This is a genomic window from Pantoea sp. JKS000250 (assembly GCF_003201065.1).
Classification (GTDB): domain Bacteria; phylum Pseudomonadota; class Gammaproteobacteria; order Enterobacterales; family Enterobacteriaceae; genus Pantoea; species Pantoea vagans.
In genome coordinates, this window is sequence record NZ_QICZ01000001.1 from 2859440 (window position 1) to 2871982 (window position 12543).

11 protein-coding genes are annotated in these 12543 nt (G+C 59.0%); 4 read left to right on the forward strand and 7 right to left on the reverse strand.

Translation table 11 applies throughout. The annotated features are described in order from the left end of the window. Positions 1 to 21: 21 nt before the first annotated feature. Positions 22 to 1023: a zinc-binding alcohol dehydrogenase family protein gene (locus BY447_RS13520; RefSeq protein WP_095706235.1), complete on the reverse strand. Its 1002-nt coding sequence runs from the start codon at positions 1021 to 1023 to the stop codon at positions 22 to 24. 186 nt (positions 1024 to 1209) lie between these two features. On the opposite strand from BY447_RS13520, the gene BY447_RS13525 reads away from it, so the two are divergent. Then, the gene (locus BY447_RS13525; protein WP_013356690.1) at positions 1210 to 2106 is read left to right on the forward strand and encodes a LysR family transcriptional regulator; all 897 of its coding nucleotides are present in this window, start codon (positions 1210 to 1212) and stop codon (positions 2104 to 2106) included. A gap of 45 nt (positions 2107 to 2151) precedes the next feature. Here the strand turns inward: BY447_RS13525 and ettA are convergent, their stop codons facing one another. Both ettA and deoR read right to left on the reverse strand, forming a co-directional pair. Continuing rightward, complete coding sequence (gene ettA / locus BY447_RS13530; RefSeq protein ID WP_013356691.1) at positions 2152 to 3819, reverse strand: energy-dependent translational throttle protein EttA; 1668 nt, start codon at positions 3817 to 3819, stop codon at positions 2152 to 2154. A gap of 180 nt (positions 3820 to 3999) precedes the next feature. After that, a complete protein-coding gene (gene deoR, locus BY447_RS13540; protein WP_033784491.1) occupies positions 4000 to 4764 on the reverse strand; it encodes a DNA-binding transcriptional repressor DeoR in 765 nt (254 codons plus the stop codon). Between the two features lie 380 nt (positions 4765 to 5144). Here deoR and rbsK point away from each other — a divergent pair, with 380 nt between their 5' ends. The 3 genes from rbsK to BY447_RS13555 are packed head-to-tail and all read left to right on the forward strand — an operon-like array spanning position 5145 to position 8407. Further along, a complete protein-coding gene (rbsK, locus tag BY447_RS13545) occupies positions 5145 to 6062 on the forward strand; it encodes a ribokinase (RefSeq protein WP_110331329.1) in 918 nt (305 codons plus the stop codon). A gap of 9 nt (positions 6063 to 6071) precedes the next feature. Further along, the gene (fucP, locus tag BY447_RS13550; protein WP_013356694.1) at positions 6072 to 7397 is read left to right on the forward strand and encodes an L-fucose:H+ symporter permease; all 1326 of its coding nucleotides are present in this window, start codon (positions 6072 to 6074) and stop codon (positions 7395 to 7397) included. Continuing rightward, positions 7394 to 8407, forward strand: coding sequence for an aldose 1-epimerase family protein (locus tag BY447_RS13555; protein WP_110331330.1), 1014 nt, complete (start codon positions 7394 to 7396; stop codon positions 8405 to 8407). The genes fucP and BY447_RS13555 overlap by 4 nt, the downstream gene beginning before the upstream one ends. A 7-nt stretch (positions 8408 to 8414) precedes the next feature. Here BY447_RS13555 and urtE read toward each other — a convergent pair whose 3' ends face one another. The 4 genes from urtE to urtB are packed head-to-tail and all read right to left on the reverse strand — an operon-like array spanning position 8415 to position 12541. Continuing rightward, positions 8415 to 9113: an urea ABC transporter ATP-binding subunit UrtE gene (gene urtE / locus BY447_RS13560; protein ID WP_033731451.1), complete on the reverse strand. Its 699-nt coding sequence runs from the start codon at positions 9111 to 9113 to the stop codon at positions 8415 to 8417. A 1-nt stretch (position 9114) separates the two neighbouring features. Continuing rightward, entirely contained in the window at positions 9115 to 9906 is a 792-nt protein-coding gene (gene urtD / locus BY447_RS13565) for an urea ABC transporter ATP-binding protein UrtD (protein WP_095706230.1), read from the reverse strand. Further along, the gene (gene urtC, locus BY447_RS13570) at positions 9903 to 10976 is read right to left on the reverse strand and encodes an urea ABC transporter permease subunit UrtC (protein WP_033781797.1); all 1074 of its coding nucleotides are present in this window, start codon (positions 10974 to 10976) and stop codon (positions 9903 to 9905) included. The genes urtD and urtC overlap by 4 nt, the downstream gene beginning before the upstream one ends. Then, positions 10976 to 12541, reverse strand: a complete 1566-nt coding sequence (gene urtB / locus BY447_RS13575) for an urea ABC transporter permease subunit UrtB (RefSeq protein WP_110331331.1) — start codon at positions 12539 to 12541, stop codon at positions 10976 to 10978. Before urtB ends, urtC begins: the two co-directional genes overlap by 1 nt. Between the last annotated feature and the right edge of the window lie 2 nt (positions 12542 to 12543).

Here is a 12543-nt window from a genome sequence, read left to right on the forward strand (position 1 = left end):
AAAGGCAGCCGGGTCAGCGCATTAATAAACCATCACCACTTTGCCGCGCATATGGCCTTCCAGCACGCGCTGGTGGGCGGCAGTTAAGGTTTCAACGCTCAGGCCGTGCAGCGTCTCGCTCAGTGTGGTTTGCAGCTTCCCTTCGTCCAGCAATGCCGATACCGCATCCAGAATCTCGCCCTGACGCGCCATATCCGGCGTGTTGAACATGCTGCGGGTATACATCAGCTCGAAGTGCAGCGCCGCACTCTTCAGCTTCAGCTGGTCCATCGACAGCGGATGTTCGTTTTCCACGATGGTGCAGATGTGACCCTGTGGAGCGATCAGCTTCGCCATGGTTTCCCAGTGACCGTCGGTGTCATTCAGGCAGAAGATATAATCGACCTGCTTAATGCCCTGTTTCTCCAGCTCACCGATCATATCTTTGTAGTTGATCACCAGATCGGCACCGCGATCGCGGCACCACTGGGCGGAATCTTCACGCGAGGCGGTCGCAATGATCTTCACTTTACTGCGCAGCTTCGCCAGCGGGATCGCCAGCGATCCGACACCGCCTGCGCCGCCGACGATCAGCAGCGTCTGATCTTCTGATGCTGTTTCAAGATTCAGTCGTTCAAACAGGCCTTCCCAGGCGGTCAGGGCTGTCAGCGGGATCGCCGCCGACTGCGCCCAGTCCAGGCTCTCTGGCTTGTGACCGGTGATGCGTGAGTCAACCAACTGCTCGGTGCTGTTACTGCCAGGACGGGTCAGGTCGCCGGCATAGAAGACTTCATCGCCAGGCTTAAAGTTGCTGACTGAGCTGCCCACTTCCAGCACGACGCCGCTGGCATCCCAGCCGAGGATGCGTGGCTGCTGTAAGCCGTTCTTCTTCGCCCCTTTGTGCACCTTGGTATCGACCGGGTTGACCGATGCGGCTTTGACTTCGACGCGCAGGTCATACTCACCTGGCGCTGGTGTTTCAGGGAAAATTTCAGTGAAGTGTTCAGGATTTTCCGGATTAATTGCGATAGCGCGAATAGACATAACGTTTTCCTGTGTAGTTAAGCAAAGAGTCTGGCTCTTTTCTCTGACAGCCTGGTCGGGAGTCGGTGTACATACTCTCCATGGACAGACGGGCTGTAATGATGAAGACAGGCTTTAAGTGTAGAACCTGATTTTAGCGGTGATAAGATGGACAATCTTTCATAGAGTGTTCGTCTGAGGTGAACAATGGCGTTTCGTCAGTGGCAGGATATGGCTCTGTTTGCGCTGGTGGCGGAGTGTGGCAGCTTTACCGGCGCGGCGGAACGCGCGGGTCTGCCCAAATCGAGCGTCAGTCAGCGCATCAGCCAACTGGAGCAGCGGCTGGGGATCCGGTTACTGAACCGCACCACCCGCCAGCTCAATCTGACCTTTGCCGGTGAGCGTTATCTGCTGCACTGTCAGGAAATGATGCAGGCCAGTGAACGCGCCGATCAGGCGATTGCCAGCCTGCGGGAAAACCCCAGCGGGCGCCTGCGCATCACCAGCCCGGCAGGGATTGGCGCTACGCTGCTGGCGCGCTGTAATGCAGAGTTTTTACGTCTCTATCCGGATGTGACGCTGGATGTCTCGATCTCCGATGAGATGCGCGATCTGGTGCAGGAGGGCTTTGATGTGGCGCTGCGCACCGGTCAGCCGCAGGAATCTTCGCTGATTGGCCGCCGGATAGGCAACTGCCCACGGCTGCTGGTGGCTTCTCAGCACTATCTTAACCAGCACCCGCCGCTGCTGCATCCACAGCAGCTGTCGGCTCACCGCTGTATTGCGCATCGCGCCTGGAATGAATGGGTTTTGCAGCGTGACGATGAGTTCTACCGCTGGCTGCTGCCGCCGGGTCATCTCACCGACAATTTACTCTATGCGCGTGAATCGGCGCTGGGCGATGCGGGCATTACGCTGCTGCCGCACTTTCTGACTGATGGCGCGATGGCGGATCCCCGGCTGGTGCCGGTGCTGCCGGACTGGGAAGTGGAGGGGAATGAGCTATGGCTGGTCTATCCGGGGCGAAAGCTGAACTCACCCGCGCTGGCGCGCTTTATTGAGTTCGCACTGCAGTCACCGGTGTTCAGGGAGTTTTATCGCTGATACAGCGATAAAAAAGGGCGGCATCGCTGCCGCCCGTTTAGTCAATTACTTCGTCATACGTTTGTACTTGATGCGCTTCGGCTCCAGCGCGTCGGCGCCGAGGGTACGCTTCTTGTACTCTTCATATTCGGTAAAGTTACCTTCGAAGAATTCGATGTTGCCTTCATCCTGGTAATCCAGAATGTGCGTCGCGATACGGTCCAGGAACCAGCGGTCATGCGAGATCACCATCGCACAGCCCGGGAACTCCAGCAGGGCGTTTTCCAGCGCGCGCAGGGTTTCGATGTCCAGGTCATTGGTTGGTTCATCGAGCAGCAGCATGTTGCCGCCAACCTGCAGCAGTTTCGCGAGGTGCAGACGACCACGCTCACCACCGGAGAGTTCGCCCACGCGTTTGCCCTGATCGACGCCTTTAAAGTTAAAGCGTCCGACATAGGCGCGGCTTGGCATCTCGGTGTTACCGATACGCATGATGTCCTGACCGCCGGAGACTTCTTCCCACACGGTTTTGGAATTGTCCATGCTGTCGCGGAACTGATCGACGGAGGCCAGCTTAACGGTCTCACCCAGTACGATGCTGCCGGAATCAGGCTGTTCCTGACCGGACATCATGCGGAACAGCGTTGATTTACCCGCGCCGTTCGGACCGATAATCCCGACAATCGCGCCTTTTGGCACGGAGAACGAGAGATCGTCAATCAGCACACGGTCGCCATAGGACTTACGCAGATTGCTGACTTCCAGCACTTTGTCACCCAGACGGGCACCTGGCGGAATGAACAGTTCGTTGGTTTCGTTACGCTTCTGGTAGTCGGTGTTGTTCAGCTCTTCAAAGCGTGCCAGACGGGCTTTGCCTTTCGACTGCTGGCCTTTAGGTCCTTTGCGAACCCACTCCAGCTCTTTCTCAATCGACTTACGACGAGCGGCTTCAGAAGAGGCTTCCTGCGCCAGACGCGCATCTTTCTGCTCCAGCCAGGAGGAGTAGTTGCCTTCCCACGGAATACCCTCACCGCGGTCAAGTTCCAGAATCCAGCCTGCCACGTTATCCAGGAAGTAACGGTCATGCGTAATCGCCACGACGGTGCCTTCGAAGTCATGCAGGAAGCGCTCCAGCCAGGCGACAGATTCGGCGTCCAGGTGGTTCGTTGGTTCGTCCAGCAGCAGCATGTCTGGTTTTTCCAGCAGCAGGCGGCACAGGGCGACGCGGCGACGTTCACCACCGGAAAGGGTGGCGATTTTCGCGTCCCAGTCAGGCAGGCGCAGCGCATCGGCAGCACGTTCCAGCTGGGTATTCAGGTTGTGACCATCGTGTGCCTGGATGATCTCTTCCAGACGGCCCTGCTCAGCGGCCAGCTTGTCGAAATCTGCACCCTCTTCGGCATAGAGCGCATAGACTTCGTCGAGACGCTTCAGTGCGCCAACCACTTCTGACAGCGCTTCTTCAACCGACTCGCGCACGGTGTGTTCAAGGTTAAGCTGCGGCTCCTGCGGCAGGTAGCCAATCTTGATGCCTGGCTGCGGACGCGCTTCCCCTTCGATGTCTTTATCGATGCCGGCCATGATGCGCAGCAGGGTAGATTTACCCGCACCGTTCAGACCGAGTACGCCGATTTTTGCGCCAGGGAAGAAGCTGAGGGAGATGTTTTTCAGAATATGACGCTTCGGCGGAACCACTTTGCCGACGCGATGCATGCTATAGACGAATTGAGCCACGTTGGTTTGAGCCTCTGGGTCTGTTGGTCGTTGGAATGATGTCGAAGTTTAGCCTTTTTCACCGTCTAATCCCAGCCGGGGGGCGGCGAATAATGCCCTGTAGGACGTGATGCCGGGCAGCATGCGGGATAACTGACTGATTTCCGCGCTCAATCGCTGACGATAGTGCCGGGGCAGGCTTCAGGGCAGGCGCAGCGGTATCGCCTGCTGTACCAGCCAGTTTTGTAACGCCTGATCGGGCGCGCTATCACTCACCAGCAGATCAAAGCGCTGCAGCTCGGCGATGCGTGCAGGCAGCACTTTGCCATATTTACTGCTGTCCGCCACCAGCACCGACTTACGGGCGCGCAGCATGGCGTGATGCTTCATCATCAGTTCATTGGTGTTGTAGCAGGTCGCACCCTGATCTTTGTCGATGCCCGCGGCAGAGATAAAGGCCAGCGTCGGACAGAGATCGTCAAGGATGGTATGCACGCCAATTGGCGTAAACAGCGCATTGTCGGCATGAAATTCACCGCCGCTGAGAATCACATTGCAGGCCGGTTTCTCTTTCAGGGTCAGAAAGGTGTTCATGGCGCAGCAGATGGCGGTAAATGACAGGGTGTCGGGAATGGCATCGACGATATAGGGCAGGGTGGTGCCGCAGTCAAAAAAGACCGTATCGTTCTCGTTGATCAGGCTGGCGGCCGCCTGCGCCAGCCGCTGCTTTCTGGCGGCATTCTGCCCATGCTGATCGCTGACAAAATAGTGGCCGGCATGACTTTTCGGATCGCTGACAATGTAACCGCCCAGCAGGACCACGCTGGAACCCGGCTCGGTTAAATCACGGCGAACCGTCATCTCTGAGACACCTAACAGCTGGGCCGCATCTTTCAGATGCAGTTTGTCGGTGCGTTTAAGCGCCTGCGTCAGCTTGTGAATGCGTTCGTCGCGCCGGGTTTCCATGGTCATCTCTCTGTTACCTATCCTGCAGTGCGGAGAAGGGACGTCATAATCGACGTCGATACGCTACAAACCTCACAGATTTGAATGAGTTGCGTCTCATCCGCCAGGCTGGCAGTCAATCTTACCCGCAATCTTTAAGGGCCGCAAACCTCCGCCGTACGGTGATAACGGACCTTCCCTGCAGACGATCACGCCTCTCAGTCGCCACGCTCCATGATGTGATCTTGTTATAATAGTAACACTCTGAATCCCTTCTTATGCCGTCTCCCGGCAATTTCCACCGCTTCAGGATGTGGTTTTTGTCACATATTTAACCTCTTAGAAAGGTTATTGTTACTTTAATAACATTTTAAATGTGAAAAACATCGGGGAGGTTCGTCATGACAATTGCGGTCATCGGCTCAAACATGGTCGATCTGATTACCTACACCAACAGCCTGCCGAAAGCGGGCGAAACCCTTGAAGCGCCCGACTTTGCCATTGGCTGCGGCGGTAAAGGCGCTAACCAGGCGGTCGCGGCCGCGAAAATGGGTGGCAGGGTGATGATGGTCAGCAAGGTCGGCGACGACCTCTTTGCTCCCAGCACCGTAGCCAATTTACAGCAGGAGGGCGTGGACACGCGTTTTGTCACCACCGCACCGGGCACCTCCAGCGGCGTGGCACCGATTTTTGTCGATGATCAATCGCAGAACCGCATTCTGATTATCAAAGGTGCCAACCAGCAGCTTAAACCAGCCGATATCGACGACGCGGCTGAGACACTGAAAGCCTGTGAGCTGATCATCCTGCAGCTGGAGATTCCGCTGGAGACGGTCTATTACGCCATCGATTTTGCCCGCCAGCATCAGATCCGGGTGATCCTCAATCCGGCGCCAGCCGTCGCCACGCTGGATATCCACTACGCCTGCAAATGCGACTTCTTCATGCCGAACGAAACCGAGCTGGAGATCCTCACCGGCCTGCCGGTCAGCACTGATGAAGAGGTGATCCTCGCCGGTCAGTCGCTGCTGAATCGCGGCCTTAAAAATCTGATCATCACGCTGGGGAGTCGCGGCTCGGTCTGGATGAGCGGCGACGAGGTGCATCGTGTGGCCGCAACGCCGGTTCAGGCGGTCGATACCAGCGGCGCGGGCGATGCCTTTATCGGCTGCTTTGCGTATCTGCTGGTGGAAACCGGCGATGTGGTCACCGCCATGACTCAGGCCTCGGCTTATGCCGCCTGCAGCGTCACCGGGCGCGGCACGCAGTGTGCTTATCCCGACGCCGAGGCTTTCCAGCGTTTTCTCAACCGTAACTGAGGTGCTGCTATGCAACAGAAAATTGTTCAGCAATCTGATGGCTATCTGAATAAAACGCCGCTGTTCCAGTTCATTCTGCTGTCATGCCTCTTTCCGCTCTGGGGTTGTGCGGCGAGTCTCAACGATATCCTGATCACCCAGTTTAAAAGCGTCTTTGCCCTGAGCGACTTTGCCAGTGCGCTGGTGCAGAGCGCCTTTTATGGCGGCTATTTTCTGATTGCGATCCCCGCCTCGCTGGTGATCCGCAAAACCAGTTACAAGATGGCGATCATGATTGGCCTGGCGCTCTACATTGCTGGCTGTATTGCCTTCTATCCCGCTTCGCACATGGCGACCTACACCATGTTCCTGGCAGCGATCTTTGCCATCGCCATTGGCCTGAGTTTTCTGGAAACTGCGGCTAACACCTACAGCTCGATGATTGGTCATCGGGACCACGCCACGCTGCGCCTTAATGTCAGCCAGACCTTCTACCCGATTGGTGCGCTGATGGGGATCGTGCTGGGTAAATATCTGGTGTTCCAGGATGGCGACAGCCTGGAAAGTCAGATGGCGACGATGACGGCAGAGCAGGCGCATGCCTTCCGCCTGACGATGCTGGAACATACGCTGGAGCCCTACAAATATCTGGTCATGGTGCTGGTGGTCGTGATGCTGCTGTTTATGTTCACCCGCTATCCGCGCTGTAAACCAGAGAGTAATGAGAAATCCCGGCCGTCGCTGGGCGAAACCTTCCGCTATCTGGCGGCTAATCGTCACTTCAAACGGGGCATTGTGACCCAGTTCCTCTATGTCGGCATGCAGGTGGCGGTCTGGTCATTTACCATTCGTCTGGCGCTGACGCTGGGGGCGGCCAATGAACGTCACGCTTCGAACTTTATGATCTACAGCTTCGTCTGCTTCTTTATCGGCAAGTTCGTGGCGAACTTCCTGATGACCCGCTTCCGTGCAGAGAAAGTGCTGATCGCCTATTCGGTGCTGGGCGTGCTGACGCTGGCCTGGGTGATGCTGGTGCCGAACTTTACCGCCGTCTACGCCGCCGTGTTTGTCAGCGTGCTGTTTGGCCCCTGCTGGGCAACGATCTATGCCGGTACGCTGGCGACGGTCGATAATAAATATACCGAAGTGGCAGGCGCGTTTATCGTGATGGCGATTGTCGGCGCGGCTTTTGTTCCGGCGCTGCAGGGCCTGGTGTCTGACACGCTGGGGTCAATGCAGCTGGCGTTTGGCGTCTCACTGCTCTGCTTCGCCTGGGTCGGATTCTACTTCTATGGCGAACTGCGCCATAAAAAACAGCCGGTCGCGGCCGGTCGTCTGGTGGAGGAGTTATCATGAAAACCCGTTTGCCTTTAGCGCGTGAGCAGTTTCACGCCACGCCGTGGGTGTTGCTGGAGAGCGATGACTTCCGGGTTGAGCTGTTTCGCTACCCGGCGGGCATTGAGGCGGTGCGCATTCATAACCGGCGCGGCAGCGTGACCGTGCTGCCGTTTCTCGGGCAGATGATCTGGGACGTGCAGTTTGACGATCATAACCTGACCATGGGCCACAGCTTTAAACAGCCGCTGCCCGCCAGTTCGATCATCGACACCTATGGCTGTTTTGCGTTTCATTCGGGGCTGCTGGCTAACGGCTGTCCTGCGCCAGAGGACGATCATCCGCTGCACGGTGAAATGGCCTGCGCCCGCATGGACAGCGCCTGGCTGGTGCTGGACGATCAGACGCTGTCGCTGGAAGGAGAGTGTGAATATGTTAAAGGCTTCGGCCATCACTACCTTGCGGCCCCTGCCGTCCGCATTCAGGCCGATCGGCCGCGTATGACGATAGAGATGACGGTGACCAATCTCGCCGGTGCACCGATGCCGTTGCAGTATATGTGTCACCTCAATAGCGCGTGGGTCGATCAGGGACGCTTCCGGCAGTCGATCCCCGAAGAGGCATTCCAGCTGCGTCGCTCGATCCCCGCGCACCTTAAACCGACACCCGCCTGGCGCGAGTACACGGATCGATTATCGCGCGAGCCACAAGCGTTACAGCAGCTCGATCAGCCGCAGCTCTGCGATCCGGAGATCGTCTTCTTCGCGGACGATCTGCCGCAGTATGGCGATGAGGTGCAGTTTGAGCTGTACTCGCCGCAGGGCTTTGCGCTGATGACGCGCTTCTCTACCGCGCAGTTCCCGCACGCGACCCGCTGGCTGCTGCACAACCACGATCAGCAGGTGGCGGCCTACATTCTGCCTGCCACCTGTCGGCCAGAGGGCTTTCTTGCCGCGCAGCAGGCTGGCACGCTGATTACTCTGACCAGCGGTGAACAGCGGCACTTCTCAGTGGAGACCGGTTTACTGTGAGCCGGATTTAAATCGCCACCAGGCCGCGCACACCCTCAGCTTCCATGGTGTCACCGCGGCCCCGCTGTACGATCTCCCCGCGCGACATCACCAGATAGCTGTCCGCCAGCTCCGCCGCGAAGTCATAGAACTGCTCCACCAGCAGGATCGCCATATCACCGCGCTGCGCCAGCTGGCGGATCACCGCGCCGATCTCTTTGATCACCGAAGGCTGGATCCCTTCGGTCGGCTCATCGAGGATCAGCAGCTGTGGCCGACAGGCCAGCGCCCGGCCGATCGCCAGTTGCTGCTGCTGACCGCCCGAGAGATCGCCGCCGCGGCGTGACTTCATCGCCAGCAGCACCGGAAAAAGCTGGTAGATCTCCTCCGGCACTTCACGCGCCGCTGCTGCCGGAAAGCGCGACAGCCCCATCAGCAGGTTCTCTTCCACCGTCAGACGCGGAAAGATTTCCCGCCCCTGTGGCACATAGGCGATACCCGCCTGCACCCGCTGGTGCGGCTTGCGACCATTCATTCGCTGCTGCTGCCACTGAATCTCGCCTGACTTCGCCGGAATCAGCCCCATCAGGCACTTCAGCAGCGTGGTTTTCCCCACGCCATTGCGCCCCAGCAGACAGGTGATTTCGCCAATCTTTACCTCAAATGACAGGCCGCGCAGAATGTGACTGCCGCCATAATATTGATTCAGTTCAGTAACCTGTAACATTTCAGCGCCCCAGATAAACGTCGATAACCTGCTCATTAGCCTGAACCTCGCGCAGCGAACCCTCGGCCAGCACCTGTCCCTGATGCAGCACGGTGACATGATCGGCGATGGTCTCGACAAAGCCCATGTCATGCTCCACCACCATCAGTGAATGCTTGCCCGCCAGGCTGCGGAACAGCTCGGCGGTGTAGTCCGTCTCCGCGTCGGTCATGCCCGCCGCCGGCTCATCCAGCAGCAGCAGATGCGGCTCCTGCACCAGCAGCATGCCGATCTCCAGAAATTGCTTCTGGCCGTGTGACAGCAGACCCGCGCGATGCTGGCGTTCGCCGCCCAGCCGCAGCAGTTTCAGTACCTCATCAATGCGATCGCGCTGTTCGCTGCTGAGGCGAGCGCGCAGGCTGGCCCAGACCGATTTATCGGCTTTGAGCGCGATCTCCAGATTCTCGAACACGGTTAACGCCTCAAACACCGTGGGCTTCTGGAACTTACGGCCAATGCCGGCACGGGCGATCTCTACCGGTGAAAGACGGGTCAGATCGCTGTCCTGATCGTAGATCACCCGACCCGCGTCTGGCCGGGTTTTGCCGGTGATCACATCCATCAGCGTGGTTTTACCCGCGCCGTTGGGGCCGATCACGCAGCGCAGCTCACCGATGCCAATCTGCAGCGAAAGATCGTTCAGCGCCCGGAAGCCGTCAAACGACACGCTGATCTTCTCCAGTTGCAGCACCGGATCGCGCTGCGCCCGGTGGCGATCCGCCAGCTGGGGTTGGGTAAACAGGGCATCACTCATTTTTTCCTCCGGCGCAGCAGGCCAATCACGCCGTGCGGCAGAAACAGTGTCACCAGGATAAACATCAGTCCCAGGAAGAAGAGCCAGTATTCGGGGAAGGCGACGGTGAAGAAGCTGCGCGCGCCGTTTACAATCGCCGCGCCCAGCAGCGGGCCAATCAGCGTGCCGCGTCCGCCCAGCGCCACCCAGATCGCCGCTTCTATCGAGTTAGCCGGTGACATCTCCCCCGGATTGATAATGCCGACCTGCGGCACATAGAGCGCCCCGGCCAGGCCGCACAGCACGGCGGAGAGCGTCCAGACAAACAGCTTGAAGCCGCGTGGATCGTAACCACAGAACATCAGGCGGTTTTCGGCGTCCCGCACTGCCGTCAGCACCCGGCCAAACTTGCTGCGCGCCAGGGCGAAGCCGATCACCAGACTCAGCAGCAGCAGCAGCACGGTGGCGATAAACAGCCCGATACGGGTGCCGGTCGCCGTTACCGAAAAGCCGAGCAGGGTGGTAAAGCCGGTAAAGCCGTTGTTGCCGCCAAAACCGGTTTCGTTGCGGAAGAACAGCAGCATTCCGGCGTAGGTCAGCGCCTGGGTCATGATGGAGAAGTAGACGCCTTTGATCTTCGAGCGAAAAGCGAAGAAACCAAACACCAGCGCCAGCAGGCCCGGCACCAGCATGCTCAGACAGAGCGCCCAGGCAAAGTATTCGGTGCCGGTCCAGAACCAGGGCAGCTCACGCCAGGAGAGAAAGGACATAAAGGCGGGCAAGCCCTCACCGGCGGCCTGACGCATCAGGTACATGCCCATGGCATATCCGCCCAGAGCAAAGAACAGGCCGTGACCCAGCGACAGCAATCCGGCGTAGCCCCACACCAGATCCAGCGCCACCGCGACCACCGCGTAGCAGAGGATTTTGCCGACCAGCGTCAGGGTATAAGTGGAGATCGCCAGCGGATGCGTGGCGGGCAGCAGCGCCAGAAACGGCATCACCAGTAACGCCAGGGTGATCGCCAGACCGATGCTGATCGTCAGGCGCGGCGCCGTGCGCGCCACGCGGAGCGTGATGGGTTGCGTCATCAGTCAGTCACCCTTCCTTTAACCGCAAACAGCCCCTGCGGACGTTTCTGAATAAACAGCACGATAATCACCAGAATCAGGATCTTACCCAGCACCGCGCCAATCTGCGGCTCCAGCACTTTGTTCAGAATACCCAGGCTGAACGCGGCAACCACGGTGCCCGCCAGCTGGCCGACGCCGCCCAGCACCACCACCAGGAACGAGTCGATGATGTAGCCCTGACCCAGCTCGGGGCCGACGTTACCGAGCTGCGACAGTGCCACGCCGCCCAGTCCGGCAATGCCCGAGCCGAGGCCAAACGCCAGCATATCCACGCGACCGGTCGGCACGCCACAGCACTCCGCCATGGCGCGGTTCTGTGTCACGGCGCGCACATTCATGCCAAGGCGGGTCCGGTTCAGCAGCAGCCAGGTGAGCGCCAGCACAAACACCACAAACAGGATTACCGCGATGCGATTCCACGGCAGCACCAGATTAGGCAGTAGCTGTAAGCCGCCGGAGAGCCACGATGGGTTCGCCACCTCCAGGTTCTGCGCCCCGAACAGCACCCGCACCAGCTGGATCAGCATCAGGCTGATGCCCCAGGTCGCGAGCAGCGTCTCCAGCGGACGGCCATAGAGATGGCGGATCACCGTGCGCTCCAGCGCCATGCCAATAGCGGCAGTGACCATAAAGGCAACCGGCAGCGCCAGCAGCGGATACCAGGCTAAGTAGTGCGGGGCAAACTGCTGAAACAGGCTCTGAACCCACCAGGTGGCGTACGCACCAAGCATCAGCATTTCACCGTGCGCCATGTTGATCACGCCGAGCAGGCCATAGGTAATCGCCAGGCCCAGCGCGGCCAGCAGCAGGATAGAACCCAGCGACAGGCCGCTGAAGGCCTGGCCCAGCAGATCGCCCCACATCAGCCGCTTCTGAATCTGTTGCAGGCTCTCCGCTGCGGCTGCCCGCACGGTGGCGTCCGGCTCATTCGCGGGCTGGGTCAGGCGTTGCAGGCTGGCCTGGGTATTGGGATCGCTGGACTCACCCAGCAGTTTCACCGCCCGCAGGCGCACCATCGGTTCCCCATTCGCCAGTTGCAGGTTCGCCAGTGCCAGCGCTAATGCGGCGTGAACGCGGCTATCTTTTTCGGCGGCCAGACGCTGTTCCAGCAGCGGCAGCTGGTCTGCAGAACCGTCATTCTGCAGCTGCTGCGCTGCGCGCAAACGCAGTGTGGCATCGCTGCTCACCAGCTGATGGGCAGCCAGCGCGTTGTTCACCAGCACGCGCAGGCGATTGTTCATAAACAGCTTTTTAAGGTTGCCGGTGGGCTGCGATACAGCGTCCAGCGGCTGCAGCGTCGAACCCTGCTGGCTGAATGGCTGTTTGTTCTGGTCGATGACCACGGTTTCGGCTTTCAGCGCTTCCAGCAGCGGCAGACGATGGCTGTCCGGCGTAGCGGCCCACTGTTGCAGCAGCGTGGCCTGCTGGCTGCGGCTGGCGGCGGCAAAGTCAGCCGCCGGTCCGGCACTGGCAAACAGCGGGACCAGCAGCAGCAGGCTGAAAAAGCAGCGACATAAATTCATAA